This window comes from Desulfomicrobium apsheronum, assembly GCF_900114115.1.
Classification (GTDB): domain Bacteria; phylum Desulfobacterota; class Desulfovibrionia; order Desulfovibrionales; family Desulfomicrobiaceae; genus Desulfomicrobium; species Desulfomicrobium apsheronum.
On the sequence record NZ_FORX01000028.1, the window covers coordinates 17,395 to 42,202 of the forward strand.

Sequence of the window (24,808 nt, forward strand, 5' to 3'; positions counted from 1 at the left end):
TGTTAGTTTAAAATCGGGTTTGAAGGACTAGGAAGCTTGATCCGCTTCGCAGTCCTGACTTTTCGAGATTCTTCAGGCTCGCCGTCTGGTGTGTTGGCGAACCTAGCCCTTGTCCGAGCCCATTCACGCAAAGCGTTGATTTCTTCGCGCATGGTTCGAGACAAAGGCACGATGGCTGCATAGGCCTTGTCGAGGCCGTCGAACAAGGAATCCTTGGCAAGCTGTTCGATTTCAGCTCCTGTCCATCCGGACAGGTTGTCGGCAAATTCAAGCGGGATTTCTGATCCGTATCTTTTGTTCATGATGCGGATGATTTCCTGACGCTCTGGCTTGCTCGGCATGTCCACGAAAAATGTGGCATCGAACCGGCCTGCTCTTAAAAATTCCGGTGGTAGTTGTGAGATGTTGTTGGCCGTCGCCATGACCAGGACCGGAGACTCTGTCTCCTGCATCCAGGTCAAAAACGTGCCGAACATTCCGGCTGATGTGCCGGAATCGGTATTGGAACCGACTCCAGCGAAAGCCTTATCGACCTCGTCAACCCAAACCACCGATTGTCCGAAGGCATCGATGACCTTGAGGGCCTCCCGCATCCGTCGCTCGGATTCACCGACAAGAGAATTCTTGAGGGCTGAAATATCCAGACGAATGAGGGGCCATCCTAGTAATGAGGCTGTCGCCTTACTGGACAGGCTTTTCCCCGTCCCAGGAACACCAACCAGCAGGATAGCCTTGGGCTTGGGCAGTGAATCATTGTCAGGCGTAAATGCCTTCGTGCGATTCTTGATGAACATTTTGAGTTCATCCAACCCGCCAAGTTCCTTGATGCTGGTCGGTTCCCAGAATTCCAGTAGTCCCGACTTGCGAAGGATTTGCGCCTTCGCGTGCGAGACTACCTTCGTCGAGAAGAAGCCTTTTTGTACCGCCGATAATGCGTAGGCGGCCTCCGCCTCCAGTTCCGTGAGCCCTTTGGCGGCTCGAGCTGCTTTGCGGTTTGGTTTTATATGACAGTGTTTGGCAATGTCGCATTGCAGGTCGTAAAGCTCGCCATCGTTGGGCAATGGTAGATCCATCACGGTAAACAATTTCTCGATCTCTGGACGCAGGTTTAAAACCGGCGTCAGCATGATGAGACTTGAACCGATGGATTTCCATTTTGGAACGCCATTTTGGATGCCTTGAATTACTTCAGGGATTTCCATGAATAGATGAAGGTTGAGGGTCACTAGGACAGAATCGGGTAGTCTTTCGAGCCATCTGATCGCTTCTACAGGATCACGAATCTCTTCAATTGCTTTGAGGGTTGAAGTTTCGCGAATGCCTGTAAGGCAATCCCAGGTGAAAAATTTCCATCCGGGACACCGAATGATGTTTTCGGCGCGATGTGGTTCAGAAGTAACGACGCATAAGGCAGGATAGCCTGCCTTTAAGTAGTCGAGGATCATTGTACCTCCTAAAAAGTAGTTGGTCAGTATGATGATAGCGCTGTTATTCAGCGAATAATTGATATATCTCTATGTAAAAAATAAAAATATCATAGTGACCATTCGGGCGTAATCTAATATACATAGATATGGAACATCGAAAAAAGCTATCCTTGCCCGTTGTGTCCCTAAGCGCTGAGTATTTGGTCATAGGCCATCTGCTAAGGCGCAACATTCTGACTTACAAAGCCCCGCCCAACAATCAGGGGTATGATCTGCTGTGCACGCATCCAGATCCTGCACACGCTACGAAAACGCTCCGTGTCCAGGTCAAGAGCAGGTACCAAACAGATTGTGATCGGAGTTTTCCTGTCAGGCGAGATTCATTCAGGCATTTCGACTACCTGGTGGCAGTCTTCCTGAATGTGGGGTTGTTCTTCTGTCCATTGGACGAGGCCGACGATCCGAAGAACTACAAGGGCGACGTGGAGTTTGTCGTGTTGCCCAATCACGTGGCCCTGGACATGCTCCGTGCCGTTCAGTCTGGGTTCAGCAAAGTTCACTTGCCGAAGGCAGGCATGGAATGTTACCGAAATGATGAAGGATTTGAGTTGATCGCGAGAGATTTACGGGTTGATTACCCGTCAAGAATGACGACAAGAAAGAGCAGATGATGCAATGTCAATGCTAAATTACTTCTAAAACGTACTGAAGGAATAAACAGTGAAATTTGTTTGCGTACTAAACAGTATTCAGCCGTACAAAGATGATCTTGATATTATGCCAAGCGTCTTTAAGCATTCTTCGTGTTTTTTGAGTACGTTGGCGAAGGCTTATGGAAAGACGTTCTCAAAGAAAACGTATAAAACATATGTTGAGAATGTTAAAAAATTTAAGTTACGGTACAATGCTTATAATCCTGAGTTATGGATAGATTCTGGCGGTTATCATTTTGTTAAAGGAGAGTATTCAAAGGTCAATGTTGATACATTGATCGATGGCTATCATTTGTTTTTGAAGGAAGAGTTTGAATCCTACGATAAGATTTTTTCACTAGACCTTCCGTTAAAGGCAGATAAAAAAACGCAATATTCTATAAACAAAAAAAGTATTGAACATTCTTTGAATGTCATAAAAGAAAATGATGCCGTTAAAGATAAGATGTATTTTGTCGGTCAATTTCTAAGAAACGATCAATATGAAGTTTGGAATAAGTTATATAGAGAATTTGAACTTTACTCTGTCTTTAAAAATCGTGCTATTGGTGGGATGGTTTCCAGCAGAAGATATTTTCGCAATGTCCCAAGTCCATTCATAGGAATTGCGTATCGATATCTTTTTGATTTTTTAAAATATAAGCAGAAAGAAGATTTTGCCATTCATTTTTTGGGTATATATTTGACTCAAGATCGTTTTACAATTCTCTTATTAGAGAAGTTATTTTCTCGGTATTTAAAAGATGTTAATATTAATTTTTCATACGATACTATTTCGTTTTCGAGAAAAATTAAATTGTCCCACGCAGACTATAAAGTCTACTTTGATAGAGGGCGTGGAATGCGCCTGGATCCAAGTTTGTATGAATTTAACAGGCAAGATGATTTGAAGTTGATATATAAAGAAGAGCATGTTGAAAAAGCTAGTGATTTGCTATTCTTGCTGGGAGAAAAAAGAGAAAGCAAGCTAAAAAGAGACCTTGATCGTTTTATGTGTGATTTTAAGGGGGAGGAAAAAGAAGAGATAAAGCCAGGTAACCTTGAGATACTTGATCCTCTTGGTGTTTATATCAATAGAAATATCGACATGATTATGTCCGAGATGATAGATAGGCAGGATATTGTAAGTAAAATTGTTTCATTGGAAAAGATTGAGCATGCATTCGAGTTAATCGAAAATTTTGTATATTCAAGCTCTGGATGTCTTGAATATGGATCTACTTCACAAATTGAAGTTGAGAAAATCGCTACAGATAGTGTGTTTAGTTCATTTCATTTTTTAAAAATAATTTCGTACTCCATGTATGAAGTTTTAAAATTTCATTTATGGTTTACTAAAAATCAAGACGACGAGAAGAAGCTTGATAAAATGAATGCTGAATTTATTACGCAGTTTAATAAAAAATGAATTTAAGTTTTTGAAATTTGTAAATTGAGATGTCATGAAGATATGAAATTGCTATGATTAAATATTTTATTTATTTTACTATAATATTTCTAGCATCTTGTGTGCTGGTTTCGCAAAAGTTTTGGAATTCTGAACAAAAATATAATCGTGTTGATGTTCATTTTGACAAGCATAAAGAGCAAGAACTTCGGCGTCGATAAATTGTTTTGGATAGGCTACATTTTCCTCACTACACCGACTATAACTCCCCACACATTCAATTCTTGTTCCGGACCAATCACAATAGACTTAAATCGTGGATTTTCAGGGACAAGCATGCATTTTCCATTCTTCATATACAGCCGCTTCACAGTGAATTCCCCATCAACAACGGCCACGACGATCTTGTCATGAAGGGGTTCCTCCGACTTGTCGACGACCAGGATATCCCTGTCGTGGATGCCTGCGTTTATCATCGAATCCCCGCCGACCCGAACCAGAAATGTCGCAGCCTTGTTTTTGACGAGTAGCCTGTTTATGTCCAGTTCCGCTTCGATGTAGTCGTCTGCCGGTGACGGGAATCCTGCAGAGATCCGGTCTAAAAATAGGGGGATGGTCACAGATGGGGCGTCTTCCATTTCGAAGGGGATCTGGCCCAGTATGACGGCCTTGTCGAAAGTGGTGGAGCTATCTGGTTGGCTGTATGACATGAGGGCCTTTCTGTTAAGGGGTTCGGTGCCGGAATGTCCGGCGTCTGTCCTGACTACGAGGTGGCGACCTGGTTCGGCAATCTCAAATCGATCATTTTTTCTAGGATGTTCCCAACTGCCTGGGACGACGTTGGAAATAATTCTTCCTCATTAATGGACCTCAAGGATAGCTACCGGCTATGGCTGGAAAATTGTCATACGATTCAAAGAGCTTGACACGTCCATGAGTCTGGGGCTTACCAGAATAGCTGTATTCTGATGGAGGCTGGAGAAGTTGGTTCTCAATTCTGGGGGGAGCTCTTTTTTTGGATTTTCACCCAAGTGGCGGAGTCGTTTTTTTCTTGCCCGACGATAGGTGTCAATGTCTACGAGGGAATAACAACATTCTTCATGATTTAAGTAAAAAACATGGATCGCTTTGATGAAACATCCTTATATCCAACTAATACTTATTAGTATTAAATAATAATGAAGATTATTGACAATATCAATTCATTACTTGGAGATGATCTTAAAATATCTCTTCTCCAAAAATGTAAGCTGAAAGTGGCTGCATCGTGCTTTTCTATATATGCTTACGAAGCTTTGAAATCTGAACTCAAAGAAATTGATCATCTTGAATTTATTTTTACATCTCCAACATTCGTAAAAAATGAAGTCATAGATAAGTTTAAGAAAGAACGCCGAGAGTTTTATATCCCGAAGTCAGATCGTGAGCGAAGTCTTTATGGATCTGAATTTGAGATACAGCTTAGAAACAAGCTTACACAAAAAGCAATAGCACGTGAATGTGCAGATTGGATGATTCGCAAGGCGACATTTCGTTCAAATAAGACTAAAGCGCCAATGCAACAATTTGCTTGTATCCAACATGAATCTCAAGATGTGGCATATATGCCATTGCATGGATTCACAGCTGTGGATTTGGGATATCAGCAAGGAGACGCAGTTTCTAATATAGTTAATCGTGTAGATGAGAAAGTTTTTACCTCCACGTACCTTCAGCTTTTTGACCAAATCTGGAATGATCCTACCAAACTTGAGGATGTGACGAATGCAATCTGTGATCATATTGCATCTGTCTATCAGGAAAATTCTCCCGAACGTATTTATTTTCTGATGCTTTACAATATCTTCAACGATTTTCTCAATGATATTGATGAAGACGTGTTGCCCAACGACCGCACGGGTTATCAGGATACGCTCGTATGGAATAAGCTTTTCAACTTTCAACGCGACGCCGCCATAGGTATTATCAACAAGCTGGAAACCTTCAATGGCTGCATACTTGCTGACAGCGTCGGCCTTGGTAAAACTTTTACCGCCCTGGCCGTTGTGAAATATTACGAACTACGGAACCGTTCAGTGCTGGTTCTGTGTCCGAAAAAGCTCGCGGACAACTGGCTGAACTACAACCGCAACCTGACGACAAATATCTTCTCCGAAGATCGCTTCAATTACGACGTCCTTTGTCATACGGACCTTTCCAGGACCTCGGGCGAGTCATTTGGCATCCCCTTAAATCGCGTCAACTGGGGCAATTACGATCTGGTCGTCATCGATGAATCGCACAATTTCCGTAACAATGATGCCGTCAAGGACCGGGAAACCCGCTATCAGAAACTGATGAACCAGGTCGTCCGGCAAGGTGTTAAGACCAAGGTTCTGATGCTGTCCGCCACCCCCGTCAACAACCGTTTCAATGATCTGCGCAACCAACTCGCGCTGGCTTACGAAGGTGACTCTGAAAATCTCAGCAAGAAGCTGCGCACTGGCAGATCGGTGGAAGAAATCTTCCGGAATGCCCAAGCGACATTCAACCAGTGGTCAAAATTGGCACCGGAAGATCGAACGGCGAAAGCTATTCTGGACTCCCTTGATTTTGACTTTTTCGAACTGCTGGATAGCGTAACTATTGCCCGTTCACGAAAGCACATTCAGACCTTCTACGATACCAGTGATATTGGACAGTTTCCCGAGCGTCGCAAGCCGTTGTCATTTCACTCGCCACTGACTGGGCGCACAGACGTGATGAGTTTCAACGAAATCTTTGAACAACTTTCGCTGCTCAAACTCGCTGTGTACGCCCCGATTAGCTATATTCTACCCAGTAGGCTCAAAAAATATGAAGACCTGTATGACACGCTTGTGGACGGCGGTAGAAGACGGCTCAAGCAGGTAGACCGCGAACAAAGTCTACAATCATTAATGACGACCAACTTGCTCAAACGCCTTGAAAGTTCTGTTGAGGCATTTCGACTGACTCTGACAAGCCTGCAGGGCAATCACACTCGCACCTTGAACAAAATCGACTTGTTCAAGGCCGTAGGCGTTGCTGACAGCGTCTCTGACTGGACTGATAGCATGGTCAATCTAGAAGCCGAGGAAGACGATATCCCGCTTGGGGATTCGGAGATCGGCGGCAAGGTCAAAATCAACCTTGCCGACATGGACCTCCCATCTTGGGAGCACGACCTAAAGGTTGATCTGGAAGTTATTAATGCCTTGCTGACCTCTATGGCAAAGGTCACGCCCAAGGATGATTCCAAGCTGCAACATTTAAAAGGGCTAATTCTCAATAAAATTCAAAACCCTATCAATGACGGTAATAAAAAAGTCCTCATTTTCACAGCGTTCGCTGACACGGCCAGTTACCTCTATAATAATCTGGCAGCCACCATACTGGCGACACATGGCCTTCACACCGGAAAAGTCACCGGCAAAGACGCGCCAAAATCAACTCTCAAAAAGAATTATGATTTCCAATCATTGCTGACGCTTTTCTCTCCTCGCGCCAAGGAAAAAGCTCAAGTGCTCCCAAGGGAACCTGAGGAATTGGATCTTCTGATCGGCACCGACTGCATTTCCGAAGGGCAGAACCTCCAGGACTGCGATTACCTGATCAACTACGACATCCACTGGAACCCGGTTCGCATCATCCAACGATTCGGGCGCATTGACCGCATCGGTTCTATCAACAAGACCATCCAGTTGGTGAACTATTGGCCCGATATTTCTCTGGATGAGTACATCAACCTCAAGGAACGGGTCGAAAACAGGATGGTCATTGCCGACGTAACGGCCACCGGAGATGACAACGTCCTCACGGCAAAAAGCAGTGAGATTTCATATCGGAAAGAACAGCTCCGGCGTCTGCAGGAAGAAGTGATTGAACTGGAAGACCTGAAGACGGGCGTATCCATTACCGACCTGGGCCTGAATGACTTTCGTATGGACCTGCTTAATTATGTCAAAACCAATGGCGACCTCGCTAGCGTGCCGGGTGGTATGCATGCGGTTGTCCCAGCCAGGCCGACAATGGGTTTGCACCCAGGCATCATCTTCACACTGCGTAACCGCAACCATGCGATTAACATCAATCAACACAACCGGCTTCACCCTTACTATCTGATTTATATCGCCCAGGATGGTGAGATTTTATCCAACCATACTGAGGTCAAAAAGCTGCTCGACCTGGTTCGTTCCAGTTGCAAAGGTCAGGATGAACCCATCGCCCAAGTCTGCCGACTTTTCAATCAGCAAACGGACGAAGGTCGAAATATGAAGGCTTGTTCCGACCTACTGAGTACAGCAATCCGTTCGATGATCGATGTCAAGGAAGAGAAGGATCTGGACAGCTTGTTCTCTGGCGGCAAAACCACGGCCCTTGTGAACACCATTGCTGGGCTTGACGATTTTGAACTCGTCGCCTTCCTAGTTGTTCAAAAATAACCGCACTAAGTTTAAGCAAATAGGTTTGATTTGGGAGAAGATATGACAACATTTGACAGCACTAAGTCCTCATTAAGTGAACTATTGCGCGACATTATCGCCGGTAAAATTCAATTGCCGGACTTTCAGCGCGGTTGGGTGTGGGATGATGATCACATACGGGACTTACTTGTCAGTATTGCCAGATCATTTCCCATTGGTGCAGTTATGTTGCTTGAAGCGGGTGGTGAAGTACGATTTCAGACGAGGCCAGTTGAAGGATTGGAAAGAAAAATTCCCAAGAGTCAGTTGCCGGAAAAACTAATTCTAGATGGTCAGCAGCGCCTGACAACTCTCACACAAACATTGGCGCTCGATGAGCCTGTAGATACCCGTACAGCTAAAGGAAAAAAAATACAACGTCATTATTACTTTGATATTCGAAAAGCAGTGGAATCACCATATAGTTTAGAAGATGCAGTGATTGCCGTGGATGACAGTCGTCAACTGCGCTCAAATTTTGGTCGCGATGTAGATTTGGATCTTTCAACTCGGGAATTGGAGTGTAAGCAATTATACTTTCCTTGTAGTCAGATAATGAGTTCAGACGACTGGGAGGCTACACTGCACCAAGTAGCGCCAGAACAGTTTGGTGCCTATATGGCATTCCGCAAGCTTGTACTTACACCATTTCGAACTTACCAACTTCCTGTGATTTTACTGAAGAAGGAGACATCTAAAGAGGCTGTCTGTTTGGTGTTTGAAAAGGTGAATACCGGTGGCGTGGCTCTGTCAGTCTTTGAGCTGATTACTGCCAGCTATGCAGCTGAAGGGTACAATCTGCGGGATGATTGGTTTGGTTCAAATGTTCGAAACGTTGATTCTCGGCAGGCGCGAATTGAGAAGGATGACTTACTCAAAGGGACAGAATCCACCGAGTTTCTTCAAGCCATTAGCTTGCTCACAACACATGAATTGCGTCTTGCCGACATCCAAGCTGGCAAGACAGGCAAGCAGGTGCGCCCTGTAAGTGCAAAACGAGCCGATGTGCTCCAACTCCCTCTTTCTGCCTGGCACAAGTGGGCGAATTCCCTCGAATCGGGTTTTCGTCAAGTTGGCCGGTTTCTGCGAAAAGAATGTTTTTATAACAGAAGAGACCTGCCTTATAGCACGCAACTTATTCCCTTGGCGGCCGTGTTGACTCAACTTGGTGATCGATGGTTGGAACCGCGCATCTACGACAAGCTTTCACAGTGGTTCTGGTGCGGTGTATTGGGGGAGCTCTATGGTGGAGCTGTAGAAACTCGCATTGCCAACGATTATGAAGAATTATTGCGGTGGGTTGATGACGATGAAGTCATCCCACGAACAGTTCGAGATGCAAGCTTCAGACCTGAACGTTTTGACACTCTTCGCTCTCGTCTTAGTGCCGCCTATAAAGGTATAAATACTTTGGTTCTTCGCGAAGGATCAAAAGATTGGTTTTGGAAGGCCAGTATTCGGGAATTGGATGCAGACGAGATTGCGATGGATATTCATCACATATTTCCGCGTGCATGGTGCGAAAGGAAGGGAATCAGAAGCGATCGATACGACTCTATTCTCAATAAGACACCAATATCTTACAAAGCTAATCGAAAAATTGGCGGAGATGCGCCGTCAGTTTATATCCAGCGTATCCAACACGAAAAGCAGGTTAAATTGAACGAAGAACAAATGAATAAAATACTTGCCACACATGCATTAGAACCAGACCTTCTCAGGTCTGATGACTTTGATCGCTTCGTCGAAGATCGCTGTTCTCGTATGGTATCCCTGATCGAAAGGGCAATGGGAAAGCGAGTGAGTTTGGCTGAGGAAAAAGAAGAGTACGAAATGAGAGACGAGCATGTTTTTTCCTCATGAACCTGATTGATTCTCCGTTTTTGTTTGAATACCCGGAACACGCATATTTCGGACGCGTGCTGCCCAAGAATAAAATCTACGAGCACGGAAGCCCACGTAGCGCCGTCAAGCAGTTGTTTGTCAGCCAGGTGGAGCAGATCGTCTGGCAGTACAAGCTCGCCCCGGAAACCATTAACATGAGTGGCTTACCGTCTGTTCCGGAAATTCAAATTTTTAGTATCGCCTTGAAGGATGGAGCCCTGAAGACGGAAGTGCTGCAATGCATTGACCTAGCCATACCATTCCCGATCATTTTTGAGCTTCGGTTCGACGGGAAAGTAAAACCTGTCGCCGCCTTTAAGCGGCCGAGTGAAACGGATGCCTGCAAGTGGGTCATTAGCGAATATTTTGATTGCGACTGGGCAGCTACCGATACGCCACGCAAGCCCTTGCCGATGGTTTTTGATCTTGAGGCACTCTACGGTCATTTGCTGCTGCCACTAATGCCGTACCCGGCACGGTCTGGCGAAGACCTGCAAAAACGAGTGGAGCGGATGGAGCGCATTCGGCTCAAGCAGCGGGAGCTGGAGCGTTGTGAGGCCCGACTCCGGAAAGAAAAGCAGTTCAACCGTAAGGTCGGGATCAATGCCGAACTGCGCGAAGTGAAAGCCCAGCTGTCGGAATTGAAAAAATAATGTTGCCAACACAGGTCGTTACGATTATGTTCCTTTCATCTGAATACAGAACAACACCCCCCACGCATCCCGTCAGCTCTGCGCACCATGGGGGGTTACTTATTTTGTCCAAGGGCACCCATGAGGTTTGCTAAACCCCCGAAGACATTCGAAGAACAAGTGGGAATCCTCTGTTCACGCGGAATGGAGATTGATGATCCTGAACGAGTCAGGAGATATCTTTCTCATTTGAACTACTATCGTCTTGCCGCCTATTGGCTACCCTTCGAACAAGACCATCCTACCCACCGTTTTCAACCCGGTACTCGCTTCAACACCGTGCTTGAACATTACATCTTTGACCGGGAACTGCGTCTTCTGGTCATGGATGCCATTGAACGTCTTGAAGTGTCTTTGCGCACCCGCTGGGCCTATTATCTTTCCCACACGTATGGACCGCATGCACATCTTGAAAGCCGCATCTTCAAATTAGATGGGCGCTGGTCACACGAAGAAAACCTTCGAAAGCTGAAGGACGTGGTTGATTCCAGTGCTGAGGTCTTTATCCGGCATTTTGACCGATACGATGAAGAGTTGCCGCCAGTTTGGGTCGTTTGTGAGGTCATGACTCTAGGACAACTTTCCAAATGGTATGCGAATCTGCGTCATAGCAAGGATCGGAATGCCATTGCCGAGGCGTACGGTCTTGATGAAGTCAATCTGACCTCCTTTCTCCATCATCTGAGCATTGTCCGCAATCTTTGTGCCCACCATGCACGGCTCTGGAATCGGGAGTTTGCTTTTACCTGGAAGCTACCACGTCTTAAACCGGTTGGACTCCTGGTGAATTTTCATGCCCCAGATGGGAGAAGGCTCTATAACACGTTGGTTATGCTCGCATATCTGATGGATCGAATTAATCCACACAGCTGGAAAACACGGCTGGAAGAATTGTTTACAAAACATCCGGAAGTTGCGGAACGTCATATGGGCTTTCCTGAGAATTGGCAGGATAGGTCGCTGTGGCGTGGTCAGATACTATAATGGAATAGATGCTCTCAATAAGGAATACTGAAATGGAAAAGATGAAAATGCACTCCCCAAACCTGACCCGGGAGAACATAACCCGTATCCGCGAGATGTTTCCCGGCTGTGTGACAGAGGCCCAGGGCAAAGACGGCAAGATTAGGCTGGCTGTGGATTTCGACCAGTTGCGGCAGGAGTTGTCCGAGTCCATAGTGGATGGCCCTCAAGAACGTTACCATCTCAACTGGCCAGGAAAACGTGAGGCGTTGCTCACTGCCAACGCTCCCATAGCCAAGACTCTGCGCCCCTGCCGCGAAGAGAGTGTAGATTTCGATACCACAAAGAGCCTGTTTATTGAGGGGGATAATCTGGAGGCTTTAAAGTTACTCCAGGAGACCTATCTCGGACAAGTCAAAATGATCTATGTTGATCCCCCGTATAATCGGAAAAAGGGGAATAATCTCGTTTACCGAGACGATTTCGTTGGTAACACCTATGAGTATCTAACGCAAAGCAATCAAGCCGACGAACATGGTTATCGACTTGTTGCCAACACGGAAGCAAATGGTAGGTTTCACTCCGATTGGCTCGGGATGATGTATCAACGCCTTCGAGTTGCAAGGAATCTTCTGGCACCAGCGGGAGTCATCGCTATATCCATCGATGATGCGGAAACAGCAAACGTTCTCCATTTGTGTTATGAAGTCTTCGGTGAATCGAATTTCGTTGGTACACTTATTTGGAAAAACGCTACTGACAACAACCCTACCAACGTTGCTGTCGAACACGAAAGCATTCATGTTTTTGCAAGAAGCAAAAGCAACTTGGAAGGTGTCTGGAAGAGTTCTGTCTCCGATGTCAAAGAAGTTCTCGTGAGAATTGGCTCTGAATTGGCTGAAAAGTATTCGGACTTAACTGATCTGCAATCGGCTTATACAGAGTGGTATCGCGAGAATAAGACACAACTTGGACCGTTAGCAGACTACAAGTTTATCGATGGAAATGGCGTTTATGCAGGTAGTCGTAGTGTTCATAACCCTGGGAAAGAAGGGTATCGATACGACGTTATTCATCCTGACACCGGCAAAGCCTGCAAGCAGCCGCTTATGGGGTATCGGTTTCCAGAAGAGACAATGAAGCGCTTGCTATCGGAGAGACGAGTTCTATTTGGAGATGATGAGAACAAGCTTATTGAACTGAAGGTATACGCCTCAGAGTTTGAGGATAAGCTGTCCAGCGTCTTTGAACTTGATGGTAGGTCTGGCCCATACGATTTAAAAGCTCTCTTCCCAGAAGGGAAGAAAGTGTTTTCTAATCCAAAGCCCGTTCTTCTGATGGAGCGTCTAGTATCCTTTATGACTGGGCCACAGGACATCTGCCTTGATATGTTCGCTGGTTCCTCGACGCTTGCGCATGCAACGCTTGAACTCAACCGGCGCGAAGGTGGAAGCCGCAGGTTCATAAGTGTCCAATATCCTGAGAGAATTGGGCAGGATAGCAAGGATGCAAAAGAGGCTTACAACTTCTGCAAGCAGGCAGGACTCGAACCTTTGATTTCCGAGATTTCAAAGGAACGTACGCGGCGTGCCGGGGCAGCGTTACGCGAAAAGGAAGGCGTTCCAGATTGGAGCCGGGATGTTGGCTTCCGCGTCCTCAAAATCGATTCATCCAACATGGCAGACGTCTACTATACTCCGGACGCTGCAGATCAAAACAAGTTTCAATACTACGTGGACAATATCAAGCCGGACCGCACATCTGAAGATCTGCTCTTTCAGGTGTTATTAGACTGGGGTGTGGATCTTTCGCTGCCCATCCGAAAAGAGACCATCCAGGGCAAGGCCGTCTTTTTTGTCAATGAGCCGCCCTATGATCTTGTGGCCTGCTTCGATACCGGCGTGAATGAGGACCTCGTCAAAGAACTTGCCAAGTTTGAGCCGTTGCGGGTTGTGTTCCGTGACGCTGGCTTTGCCACTGACGCCGCCAAGATCAATGTGGAACAGATCTTCAAGCAGATGTCTCCTGGCACTGACGTGAAATCGATTTAGGGAGGACTTGGCATGAAACTCAAGTTTAAAGTCCAGCCCTATCAGACCAGCGCGGTTGAATCCGTGGTCGATTGCTTTGCTGGGCAGGTGAATACCGCAGGTCTTGCCTACCGAATTGACCCAGGTGTGAACAAAAAGCTGTTGGCACAGGGGGCGACTTTGCCGGGGATTAATCTTGATGTTGAGCAGACCGGCTTCAAAAATGCTGATATCCACCTGACCGATGCCCAACTGCTGACCAATATCCAGGACGTTCAGCGTCGTCAGAACCTACCCTTGTCTGAAAATCTGGTCTCAAGCGCCGGATGCAAGGTAAATCTTGATGTGGAGATGGAAACCGGGACCGGCAAGACATACTGCTACGTCAAAACATTCTTTGAAATGAATAAGCGATACGGCTGGACCAAGTTCATCGTGGTGGTACCCAGCATTGCCATCCGTGAAGGCGTGCTCAAATCACTGGAGATTACCGCCGAACATTTCACCGAAAGCTACGGCAAGAAGGCCCGATTCTTTGCCTACAATTCCAGGCAGCTGCACCATCTGGAAAGCTTTTCCTCCGATGCGGGCATCAACGTCATGGTAATCAATATCCAGGCGTTCAATGCCACGGGAAAGGACAACCGCCGCATCTATGACGAGCTGGACGATTTCCAGTCACGCCGTCCCATCGATGTGATCAGCAGCAACCGTCCCATTCTGATCCTCGATGAGCCACAGAAGATGGAAGGTTCGAAAACGCTGGAGGCATTGACCAAGTTCAAGCCGCTGATGATCCTACGCTATTCGGCCACCCATCGGACCACGCACAACAAGATCCACCGCCTCGACGCTCTGGACGCGTATAACCAGAAGTTGGTTAAGAAAATCGCAGTGCGTGGTATCGCCGTAAAGGGACTGGCTGGCACTACGGGCTATCTCTATCTGGAATCCATTGAGATATCTAAAAAAGCGCCAATTGCCCGAATCGAGATGGAGGTGCGCCAAGGATCCGGTATTAAGCGGATAGTCAAACGCTTGGAACGAGGAACAGACCTGTTCGTTGAGTCGAACGAACTGGATCAATACCGAGACTTTGTCATTGCCCAGATCGACGCCACCAAGGATACCGTGGAGTTTACCAATGGTCATGTTCTGAGTACTGGCGATGCAACCGGCGATGTTACGGAAATGGCCATCCGACGGATTCAAATCAGGGAGGCGATCAGAGCCCATCTTGAGAAAGAACGGATACTCTTTGCCCAGGGCATCAAGGTACTGTCCCTTTTCTTCATCGACGGGGTGGTAAAATACCGGGACTATAACCATCCTGATACAAAGGGAGAGTACGCCCGGATTTTTGAAGAGGAGTACGAACGGCTCAAAGGAGAATTTTCGAGTCAGCTTCCGTTGGATAGTGGTGAATACCAGAGATTTCTTAAAGGAATTCCCGTCGGACTCACTCATAACGGGTATTTCTCAATCGATAAAAAATCAAATCAAATGAAGGAACCTGAAGGGATCAAGTGGGTTAAAGATGAAGAGACCGGACAAAAAACACTTCGATCCGATGACGTGGATGCCTACGATTTGATCTTGAAGGACAAGGAACGACTACTCTCATTCGCTGAACCGGTCCGGTTCATTTTCTCCCATTCAGCTCTACGGGAAGGCTGGGATAACCCCAATGTTTTTGTCATGTGCATGCTTAAGCATAGCGACAATTCGATCTCGCGTCGTCAGGAAGTTGGCCGGGGGTTGCGGATCAGCGTCAACCAGCTCGGGGATCGTATGGACAACCCGGCTACGGTCCATGACGTGAACGTCCTGACCGTTGTTGCCAGCGAGAGTTACAAGGACTTTGTCGGAAATCTTCAGCGTGAGATCAGCGAGTCCCTCTCTGCACGCCCACGCAAGGCGGATGAAGCCTACTTCACCGGGAAGGTCGTCACCACCGAAACTGGGACCGTGGAGATTACCCCGGTCATGGCTAAGCAGATCTACAAATACCTGTTGAAAAATGACTATACCGATGATGCGGACCAGGTTGCAACAGTCTACCATGAGGCGAAAGCAGCCGGAACGTTGGCTGCCCTTCCGCCCGAGCTTGCCCCTCACGCAGAGCAGATATTCGGATTGATCGACAGTGTCTTCAGCGACTCCCAGCTGCCCGTTCCTGAAAATGCCAACAAGGCGAAAATCAATCCAATCAATGACGCCAACTTCCAGAAGAAAGAATTTCAGGCGTTATGGAGTCGGATCAACCAGAAAGCGGTCTACCGCGTTGAATTTGATTCCACGGAACTGATTGCCAACAGCATTGCGGCTCTCAATAAGGATCTCCGTATCACTCCTCTCCAGTATACAATTCACACTGGAATCCAGAAAGACGGTATTACCGATGATCAGTTGAAGCATGGCGACGGCTTTGATCTCACGGATACGGATGTTGAAACACATAATGCCTCTGTGCACTCCATAGTCACATACGACCTGCTGGGCAAGCTTGCCGAAAATACACAGCTGACCAGAAAGACCATTGCCGCTATCTTGAGCGGGATCAATGCCGGATCATTCACACAATTTAAGGAAAACCCGGAACATTTCATTGCCGAGGCGTCTCGCCTGATCAATGAGCAAAAGGCCGCCACAGTTGTGGAACGGCTCAGTTACGACGCCGTTGAGGACTCCCACGACATAGGTATTTTTACCGCGAGCCAGACCAAGCACGACTTCACCCATGCGGGTAACAAACTTGAAAAACACATCTACGACTACGTAGTTACGGATTCCAGAGTGGAACGGAATTTCGTGAAGGAATTGGATACGAGTGATGATGTTATCGTCTACGCAAAGCTCCCCAAAGGATTCTTTATTCCAACCCCTGTAGGCAACTACAATCCAGACTGGGCCATTTCCTTCAAGGAAGGCAAGGTGAAGCATATTTACTTTGTGGCTGAAACTAAAGGCTCACTCTCCAGCTTGGATTTGCGCGGGATTGAAAATAACAAGATCGAATGTGCAAGAAAGTTTTTCGAAATGCTCAATAAAAAGCATGAAGAAAAAAATTTAAAATACGACGTGGTCACGAGCTTTGGGAAACTGATGGAGATTGTTGGAAAGGGTCAAAGACTCTAATAACTGATTTACTGTAGAGGAATATTTGAAAGGTAATTAGTGTTGGCAAAAAGGGGCTGGCAGTTTATCCGTAGCTACCAGTCCCTATTGTTAAAGTGAATTAATTTACGATAGGCTTTGTGTATCAAATATTAAATTTTAATTTAATAATATGACTCGTTGAATTATCTCCAAAGATACAGGTCATTCCTTTCTTTTTAGGCCATGAATACGCTTTATAATTGTGATTTTTTAAATAGTGCCAGTTGTTAATGATATATTGATGAGTATAATCGTTTGCTTCAATCATAGGTTTGATAATCCTGTGAAAACAATTACTGCAAGCATATTTATAGCGCTCAAACATGCTGACTGAGCAATATCTTCCGCAGCATAAACAGTTATAATTATGCAAAGGTTCGCCAGGAAGATGAAGAAGGTGTTGATATTTATCCCAATGAGCGTGTAAAATCCAAGGATCAATGCGGGGCGACATCCGCATATATCGATTTCTCCAGCAAGATGGACATAGAAACCTTTTGTGATCGATTTTATGATGCTCAAATCTAATGTGACAATACTTACACTCTAACCAAAATGTTCTCATATACAGATACTCCTTGTTTGTTTTTTGCCCAGTAAGCAGGACAATTTTCAAACGATTTATATCTATATACTTTTTATTATTTATCATGAGCATGAAATAGATGAATCAGAAGCAGAAAATGTGACATAGGTGTATGGCAATGATTAAAAAAGTCTCAGTCATGTTGCCGTTCAACTTTACCTGAAACTAAAAATATAGATATTATTAATTCAAACTCTAGGCGAAGAAACAATGTATTATAACAAAATCAAAAATTTCAAAAATTATAATAATTATATAAATAAAAAATTTGATTACTCTTCACTAATCTCCTCCATCAATCTCTCAATTGATTTCACAAAATTATTTTTTAGGTATGATTCAATCTCTAGTCATGACTTTTTAAAGTTAGCAAACAACATCTTCGACAGCGTTCATGTTATACACAAGAACTATCGTCACTTTAAAGCTTACAAGTTAATCGACAACGTTAATCACTTCTTCAGATTTAGTTTTATTTTTAAGGATAATTACTTCCTTGGTATTTCACTTCGAATTGGTCATCCGGACAAAAGTGTTGTTGACTTCATCGAGAATAATATTCCTTATACATATGCGATGAGTGCAGTTGAATACAGCGTCGACTTTCGAGGAAGTGATCCTTATGAGCTTTTCCGACTTATACGTACAACTGCTCACATAAGGTGGCCTGGAAAGAATACTCCTTCAAGTTATGCGACAACGTATTACTTATCTAACTCTAGAACATCATTAACTTCTGGATGTTATGCTTATATCAAGTTTAATACTCCAGAGAAGCCATTCGTTAGGCTGGAGTTAAGAGCCAGGAATCATTTCTATAAGAGAAAGAATATTAAAAAAATTAGAACAGCATTAAGCTTAAGGCCAAACGAAGTATTTAAAAATCTTTCGTTTTCTTATGTTGATTTAAAAGCATTGCTTGTTAAGTCGAAGTCATCATTGAATTTTGAAACAGAAAATGAAGAGAATAATATCATTCTAAATAAGTTTTTCGGGATGATAATGAATCAGTCAATATTTAATGATCTAGAATCTGATTCAGGTATTGTAGGTCTGACAGGAGTGAAGCAGAAGGTGTCATCAATAACAAAAAACTCAAGTACGATTTATAAGAAACATGAGTTTAACCAAATATTTTTTGAATCCATAAAAAATAGAAGTTTTATATAATTGTCCTTTCCTGTGGAGAGGATTGCGATGAACCAGTGGTTTGTCTTGGGGGGGTACGAACGGCGCAGTTGATGCGTCTTGGGTGGATTCTGGGGAGTGATTGAACGGCGTCGGTGACGTCGTTTATGATTTACTACTAAAGATTATCAATATTTTTATATATTAGGGACCAATCACCGCAATTGTCGTTACTGGTGATATTCTTTCGGTATTTCAAACGATATGACCGGAGATGTAAGGCTTTCAAGATCGTCAATGGGGATCGACAACAATCGTTTAACTTCTCTTTCTGCGGCCTTGCTCATCAATTCTGAGCGGATTCTGGCACGGAGATTGTTACCGGTCAGTTGATTGAATTCGTGCAATACGTTTTGCCAGGACAGGCCAAAGTCCAAAGCTGCTACACATCGCTGAACGTTAAAGAGCTTCATCTCAACAGGAGAGGAACTCGGCCACGCACAGCGAGTACCGTTTGTGGACGTTTTCCTGCCTGCGAAGGTGTGTTCGCCGCATTCCTTGCAAAACGCGTCAAATATCTCCATATACACGACTTCTGCCGTCTCCTTTTGCTCGATAAAGAAGGCTATCTGCCCTATCTACAAGCGCATCAACATTTTCCGCTTCTTGAGCCATGACAACTCCTGCGCTCATGCTTGTTTGTACATTACCTTTTGAAGTCAATATTGGCTTTAATTTTAGATGCTCTAGAATTCTATTTAAAATTAAAACAGCGTCTTCAATAGATGTTTGCGGCATGATAAGAAGAAATTCTTCTCCTCCATAGCGACAAGCTATGTCGTAATTTCGAATGTTATTAAGAATGATTGTAGAAAAATTTTTGAGTATTTCATCTCCAACGTTATGACCATACATGTCGTTGATTTTTTTAAAATAATCCAAATCAATCAGGGCGATACTTAGAGGTGTTTTTTTCCTAGACATCCTATTTAATTCTTTCGTTAAAGCTTGAATCCCCGTCATACGATTGGCCAAACCAGTCAAAAAATCTGTGGATGCCATGAGGGCCAAAGCTTCTTGAGCGTTATGCAGATCACGAATAAAGAAACGAGAAATGTACCATATTGAAGCCATAATCAAAGCAATGACGCCCAAACCTGAAATTACCATGAAAATCTTCGCTTTATTAATTTCAGTCATGAAGTCGCTAGCTTGCAAAGTAACAGATATACCACCTCTTATATCTCCAACCTTATACCCTTGTTGGGCGTGACATATCATGCAAGATTCATCGACAACTAAATGAGAAATATATCGGAAATAGTCCTTGTCATCTCGCTTTTCAAATGTGCTAGATTCACTAACACCTTTTTCAAATTGCATTAACGCGTATTTTTCAAATTCATCAGGTTTATTATGTGGATTAATTGGGTTAAGACTGGTCATTTTATATCGTACTTTATCTGTTCTAAATGGAGATTCTGAAAGCTCTTTGGTGACTAAAGAAGGATTTTTGAGAACAAACTCTTTATTGTCACAAATAATTTTTGATTTTATACCATCTATTTTTTCAAGATAAGGGTTATTTCCTGTTGTTTTATCCAGAGGTACATAGACACCTCCATGCTGTGCAATCCACTTCCGAACTATAACGATTTCTGAAAAAAAAGTTTTTGCTTCATTATACAAATTTATTTTATACGCTTTAGATATATTATACTGAAATGCAAAAAAAATACTAGAAATGACTAGAGATATAATAATTGAAATTATCCCTAAATACTTTCTAACACTGTTTTTTGCAGTTTCAATGCGATCAATATGACCAACTAAACTAGGCTTATACTGAAGCATATCGCCTCTATAGATATAGTATTTTTAAAATTACAAGATGCTTATGACAAAACATTCAGACGCTTTTTGAAGTTTTAGTCCTGCTCAACGACAGAGAACTCGGAAAACGACAGAGATCGTGTGAAAGGTTGGTCAGGATTCTTAGAACCCTGTGAATCCGGCCAGACATTTTGAACGGCCATGAGTCAAGCAGACCTAAAATTTGATAACCCTCGAAGTTTACCGTATTTTGCTACTCATAGCTTTTTTGCTACCTGGCCCAGCGTCTTCTTGAGTTCTGCTATCTGTACAGGCTTGGCGATGTAGTCGTTCATGCCAGCTTCAAGGAATCTCTCACGGTCCCCAGTCATGGCGTATGCTGTCATGGCGATGATAAAAATGTCTTTCTTCTTTCCTAGTACTGAGGACTGGCGGATTTTTTTGGTCGCCTCCACTCCATTCATCACCGGCATCTGTACGTCCATCAGGATCACGTCGAAGTCCTGAGCAGTGAGAAGCTCCAAGGCCTGCTGCCCGTTTTCGGCTAGAGCCACATTATGTCCAATCTTTTCGAGCAGCTTTGTCAGGGCATATGAGTTTGACGGCTCGTCTTCTACAAGCAGTATTCGCAACACCTGCTCGGCTGGATCCGGTTGTACTGAAATTTGACCAAGATGAAAATCTCTGCCTTCGGGTAATTTGAAGGGCAAGAGTATGTTCACGTTGGTTCCTGATCCTAGATTACTTTCCACTGAAATTTTTCCATTCAACAGATCCACGAGGCGCTTGACGATGGCCAGACCCAAGCCAGCGCCCTGGAAGTCGCGGGTGAAGGAATTATTTACTTGGGCAAAGGGCATGAATAATCCATCCAGCTTGTCATCTGGGATGCCGATTCCGGTATCGGACACCGAAAAGAGTACCCGGATGACACCATCCCTATCTGTGCTGACGGGAGTTACTTCCAGAGAGACATGCCCCTTCACTGTAAACTTGAAGGCATTGCCCACCAGGTTGAAAAGAATCTGCCGGACTCGTGCATCGTCACCAATAAGTCTCGGTGGGATTTTCGGATCAATGACACACTGCAGAGGAACACCCTTCTCACTGACGGTGACATGGAATAACTCGGATACGGAGTCCACCAGTTCGTGGAGCACGAATTCCGTCTCGCAAATTGTCATCTTTCCGGCTTCGACCCTGGAAAGGTCCAAGATATCTGATAGCAATCTGGTCAAGCGGTTGGCTGACTTGATGGCTAGGAGGACGAATTGCTTCTGTTCTTCATCCAGAGAGGTGATCTCCAGGAGCTGCATCATGCCTAAGATACCGTTAAGCGGAGTGCGGATTTCATGGCTCATATTGGCTAGGAATTCTGATTTAGCCTTGTTGGCAGCTTCAGCCCTCTCTTTAGCTTCAAGCAGGGATGATTCCATGCGTTTGAGATCTGTTATGTCAGTTGCCAAGGTGGCCACTCCAAGACATGATTTTGCGTCGCGGTCGTACACCGGGAATTTTTTAGTCAAAAAAGTTCGCTCGGTTCCATCTTTCATAAACGAGGATTCTACCACGGTTGCCACCTGTCCGGCAGGTAACTCCAGGGCTGTCCGATCATTGTTCATGTATGCGGCAATCTGCTCTTCGGTGGCAATATCCTTGAAAAGATCATTGTCAGTTTTGCCAATTACATCAGCAAGGCTCTTCCTGCCCGTCAGATTAAGATATGCTTGGTTCACCGCAAGATAGCGCAATTCTGGGTCCTTAAAGACCGCGATGCTGTCAACGTTTTCGATGAGTTGAGACATCCGTTGCAACTCTTGCTCAGCCTGTTTGCGGGCCGTAATGTCGCGAACGGCAGAAAAGGCATACTCTTGGTCTCCAATCTGGATGGGAACGGTGATGATTTCTACAGGGATTTCTGTTCCGTCTTTGTGTAAGTCTATGCCTTCGAAGTGTGAGCGCTTCAACTCTGAAAGAATGGCCGTTCCCGGAATTTTCCGAACTGACGGAGCCTGAATGTCAACTACTGATAGTTGCAGAAGTTCATCCTTCTCATAGCCCAGAAGGCGGCATGCAGCTAAGTTCGCATCTAAAAGCTTGTCGTCCATGCGCCAGATGAAGAGCGGATCGGGCGATTTCTCGAAAAGGACGCGGAAGCGTTCTTCGCTGTTCTTCAGGGCCTGCTCAACGTGCTTGCGTCCAGTTATGTCTTGGTTGACGCCGATGGTTTTGATGCGTTTTCCGGACTTGTCTTTGATCATCATGTATCGGACGATGATATTTCGAATATCTCCGTTTCTAGTGACCATGCGGTGCTCAAGCTGAGCGAAACAGTCATCGTATTCGCCGGCCAACACCTTGCCTATCCCTGTTGCGACGAGCTCTGTCTCTTCCGGATGAATGAAATTTTGCGCGTATTCTTCAGCCTTCATGAAAAGACCGCCTTCCTGCTCGGCTGTCGTCCCGTAAAGCGAATAGAACTGCTCGTTGAAAGCGAATGTCATGGTATCAAGGTTTAACTCCCAGCTTCCCATGTTGGCCATGTCCAAGGCCAAAACAAGATTGGAGCGACTTTCCTCCAAGGCAAAACTTGAGCGGATCAGATCTTCTTCAGCCTGCTTTCGTGCGGTGATATCTCTTGCGATTCCAAGTACGCCCAGGACGTTGCCCATTTCATCGTACATGGGTGTTTTAACAGTCTCAAAAAAGAATTTTTGCCCCGTATCTGCAATAATAAAAGACTCATCATAGACAACAGGTCTCCCAGTTTGCAGTGCTCTACGATCATGGTCCAAAAAATTATCCGCTTGTTCGGTATCGACAAAATCATGGTCACGCCGTCCTATAATTTCCCGTTCCTTGGCGCCAAAGAATTTTTCAAACATGGGATTGCAGCTTAAATAGGCGCCGTGTTCATCTTTGAGCCAGACGAGGTCAGGGATATTGTTTTTCAGAGCCCGCAAGATAGATTCAGACTTCTGCAATGCGTCTCTGTCCATCCCTGAACGCTTCCAAAGACGAAACAAGACTAGGATGAAGACTGTCTGCAAGCCTCCAATCACCACAATGCCAAGTAGCCAGCCCCAGTATTGCTCCCACATTGATACTTGACGGTTGAGAATGATGCTCCCTTGGGGAAGGGCGGATTCCTTGATCCCGAAACGCTGCATCATGTTGTAGTCGAACATGTACGCATTGGGGCTGTCCATGACCACCGGAATCTGGTCCGCTTTCTGGCCCTCAAGGATGCGGACTGCCACATGGCCTGCCGCGCGGCCTTGGTCCTGGCCGGAGGCGACGTAGCCACCCAGGGCCCCATCACCTAGGTCGAAAGACCAAGGCGTGAAGACTGGTACCGAGGTATGGGCGGAAATGATCCGCATGCTGTCTTGGATCGAAAGATAGCCTCCTTCGGGCTTGAGGAGGTTTATCAGGCGCAGGACTAGGCTGTTTTTGGGCAGGCTACTCAGGATGTCTGGAGCATCCTTGTCAGTCATATTTAGCAATTCGCCGAATTGTACCCGTCCTCGCATCCGCGCGGCCGCTGCACGGAACTGCTCCAGGTTGATGCGACCGTTTGCCTCGGTATCGCTCACTACAGCCATGATCCGGGTTGTGTGGGGAAAGAGCTTCAATGCCAGTTCAAGAGTGGTGTCCAAGCTTAGAGTCTCGTTAATCCCCGTGATATTGGATTGCCCCTGGATACGGCTTGGGCTGAAATTATTGATGCCGCAGAAAACCACTGGAGTATTGGAGAATAACTTCTCCCGAACGGAGAGTAGAAAGTTTAGCGCGGGATCATCCGCGACCAGAACCAGATCCTGAGGCTTGGCCTCGTACTTAGCGAAAATGTATTCTGCGGTCAGCCGGGCGTGATCCGGGTCGAAGTACCGGCGCATGTCTAAGTTTTCGATGGATAGGTAGACCGACTCAAGGGGAGCAAGAGCTTCGCGGACGCCCAAGACAACGCTGTCGTTCCAGTGATCACCTTGGTGGTAGGAGGTGAGCAGGAGCACCTTCTTGGGGGTTGGGGCGGATGCTGCTGCATGTGTTGAAAAAAACATGGCGAATAGGGCAAAGACTAGAACCTTGGATCTATGGGTCGTCATTTGCACACCTGCGAAGAAGTTTTAAATCATTCAAAATCGTTAAAGGAATATGATGCCGATTTCAAGCATGCACTTGCGGGGTGATCATTCCCTAACAGCCCGTTGATTTATTCATGATCAACACAGCTCGACGGTAATCTGAGTTCCGACGAATTCTTCGCCAGTCTCGCTCTTCATCTCAACCAAAATCATCGAAACGACCATCCGTCCCCAAACAATAATAACAATTTGCGCTGAATTGAGGTAAAAATACCCCTTCGGGGTCCCGAAACCTATCAACTGGCGCATCAGCAGGCCGAGATTGAACCCGGCCACGCACAAGAGGTATCGTTTGTGGACGTTTTCCTGTCCCCGAAGGTGTGTTCGCCGCATTCCGCCACGATCGAGCACATGCTGGAAACTTCGTTCGACCAACTCCGTTCTTTGCTTTGCCA

The 24,808-nt window shown here is 45.4% G+C and carries 13 protein-coding genes and 1 pseudogene; 8 read left to right on the forward strand and 6 right to left on the reverse strand.

Annotated elements, in window-relative coordinates:
• Positions 1–2 precede the first annotated feature (2 nt).
• On the reverse strand, positions 3–1,445 hold the full coding sequence (locus BMZ40_RS18270) for an AAA family ATPase (protein ID WP_092379363.1): 1,443 nt from the start codon (positions 1,443–1,445) through the stop codon (positions 3–5).
• Between the two features lie 702 nt (positions 1,446–2,147).
• Between BMZ40_RS18270 and BMZ40_RS18280 the strand changes: the two genes are divergently transcribed.
• Positions 2,148–3,548, forward strand: a complete 1,401-nt coding sequence (locus BMZ40_RS18280; RefSeq protein ID WP_092379365.1) for a hypothetical protein — start codon at positions 2,148–2,150, stop codon at positions 3,546–3,548.
• A gap of 215 nt (positions 3,549–3,763) precedes the next feature.
• Here the strand turns inward: BMZ40_RS18280 and BMZ40_RS18285 are convergent, their stop codons facing one another.
• Complete coding sequence (locus tag BMZ40_RS18285; RefSeq protein ID WP_245751148.1) at positions 3,764–4,237, reverse strand: LexA family protein; 474 nt, start codon at positions 4,235–4,237, stop codon at positions 3,764–3,766.
• Between the two features lie 468 nt (positions 4,238–4,705).
• On the opposite strand from BMZ40_RS18285, the gene BMZ40_RS18290 reads away from it, so the two are divergent.
• From BMZ40_RS18290 to BMZ40_RS19730, 7 genes are all read left to right on the forward strand, one after another.
• On the forward strand, positions 4,706–7,969 hold the full coding sequence (locus BMZ40_RS18290) for a helicase-related protein (protein WP_092379367.1): 3,264 nt from the start codon (positions 4,706–4,708) through the stop codon (positions 7,967–7,969).
• A gap of 42 nt (positions 7,970–8,011) precedes the next feature.
• Complete coding sequence (locus BMZ40_RS18295; RefSeq protein ID WP_092379369.1) at positions 8,012–9,853, forward strand: DUF262 domain-containing protein; 1,842 nt, start codon at positions 8,012–8,014, stop codon at positions 9,851–9,853.
• On the forward strand, positions 9,850–10,527 hold the full coding sequence (locus BMZ40_RS18300) for a DUF4391 domain-containing protein (protein ID WP_092379371.1): 678 nt from the start codon (positions 9,850–9,852) through the stop codon (positions 10,525–10,527). Before BMZ40_RS18295 ends, BMZ40_RS18300 begins: the two co-directional genes overlap by 4 nt.
• Positions 10,528–10,710: 183 nt before the next feature.
• On the forward strand, positions 10,711–11,550 hold the full coding sequence (locus BMZ40_RS18305; RefSeq protein ID WP_342707918.1) for an Abi family protein: 840 nt from the start codon (positions 10,711–10,713) through the stop codon (positions 11,548–11,550).
• A 32-nt stretch (positions 11,551–11,582) separates the two neighbouring features.
• Positions 11,583–13,580, forward strand: a complete 1,998-nt coding sequence (locus tag BMZ40_RS18310; RefSeq protein ID WP_092379377.1) for a site-specific DNA-methyltransferase — start codon at positions 11,583–11,585, stop codon at positions 13,578–13,580.
• A 12-nt stretch (positions 13,581–13,592) separates the two neighbouring features.
• The gene (locus tag BMZ40_RS18315; RefSeq protein ID WP_092379380.1) at positions 13,593–16,697 is read left to right on the forward strand and encodes a type III restriction-modification system endonuclease; all 3,105 of its coding nucleotides are present in this window, start codon (positions 13,593–13,595) and stop codon (positions 16,695–16,697) included.
• 817 nt (positions 16,698–17,514) lie between these two features.
• A complete protein-coding gene (locus BMZ40_RS19730; RefSeq protein WP_092379383.1) occupies positions 17,515–18,474 on the forward strand; it encodes a hypothetical protein in 960 nt (319 codons plus the stop codon).
• Positions 18,475–18,662: 188 nt separating this feature from the next.
• Here the strand turns inward: BMZ40_RS19730 and BMZ40_RS19735 are convergent, their stop codons facing one another.
• From BMZ40_RS19735 to BMZ40_RS18340, 4 genes and pseudogenes are all read right to left on the reverse strand, one after another.
• A complete protein-coding gene (locus BMZ40_RS19735; RefSeq protein ID WP_092379386.1) occupies positions 18,663–19,016 on the reverse strand; it encodes a hypothetical protein in 354 nt (117 codons plus the stop codon).
• Positions 19,003–20,286: a diguanylate cyclase gene (locus BMZ40_RS18330; protein WP_092379389.1), complete on the reverse strand. Its 1,284-nt coding sequence runs from the start codon at positions 20,284–20,286 to the stop codon at positions 19,003–19,005. Before BMZ40_RS18330 ends, BMZ40_RS19735 begins: the two co-directional genes overlap by 14 nt.
• A gap of 236 nt (positions 20,287–20,522) precedes the next feature.
• Positions 20,523–24,374, reverse strand: coding sequence for an ABC transporter substrate binding protein (locus BMZ40_RS18335; RefSeq protein ID WP_092379391.1), 3,852 nt, complete (start codon positions 24,372–24,374; stop codon positions 20,523–20,525).
• A 117-nt stretch (positions 24,375–24,491) separates the two neighbouring features.
• Positions 24,492–24,808: pseudogene (locus BMZ40_RS18340) on the reverse strand (hypothetical protein); the annotation flags it as partial.

Bases quoted from the DNA above. Each gene is read 5' to 3' on its own strand.
- BMZ40_RS18270 (WP_092379363.1), bottom strand. From the start codon at position 1,445: ATGATCCTCGACTACTTAAAGGCAGGCTATCCTGCCTTATGCGTCGTT.
- BMZ40_RS18285 (WP_245751148.1), bottom strand. From the start codon at position 4,237: ATGTCATACAGCCAACCAGATAGCTCCACCACTTTCGACAAGGCCGTC.
- BMZ40_RS18290 (WP_092379367.1), top strand. From the start codon at position 4,706: ATGAAGATTATTGACAATATCAATTCATTACTTGGAGATGATCTTAAA.
- BMZ40_RS18295 (WP_092379369.1), top strand. From the start codon at position 8,012: ATGACAACATTTGACAGCACTAAGTCCTCATTAAGTGAACTATTGCGC.
- BMZ40_RS18300 (WP_092379371.1), top strand. From the start codon at position 9,850: ATGAACCTGATTGATTCTCCGTTTTTGTTTGAATACCCGGAACACGCA.
- BMZ40_RS18305 (WP_342707918.1), top strand. From the start codon at position 10,711: ATGGAGATTGATGATCCTGAACGAGTCAGGAGATATCTTTCTCATTTG.
- BMZ40_RS18310 (WP_092379377.1), top strand. From the start codon at position 11,583: ATGGAAAAGATGAAAATGCACTCCCCAAACCTGACCCGGGAGAACATA.
- BMZ40_RS18315 (WP_092379380.1), top strand. From the start codon at position 13,593: ATGAAACTCAAGTTTAAAGTCCAGCCCTATCAGACCAGCGCGGTTGAA.
- BMZ40_RS19730 (WP_092379383.1), top strand. From the start codon at position 17,515: ATGTATTATAACAAAATCAAAAATTTCAAAAATTATAATAATTATATA.
- BMZ40_RS19735 (WP_092379386.1), bottom strand. From the start codon at position 19,016: ATGGAGATATTTGACGCGTTTTGCAAGGAATGCGGCGAACACACCTTC.
- BMZ40_RS18330 (WP_092379389.1), bottom strand. From the start codon at position 20,286: ATGCTTCAGTATAAGCCTAGTTTAGTTGGTCATATTGATCGCATTGAA.
- BMZ40_RS18335 (WP_092379391.1), bottom strand. From the start codon at position 24,374: ATGACGACCCATAGATCCAAGGTTCTAGTCTTTGCCCTATTCGCCATG.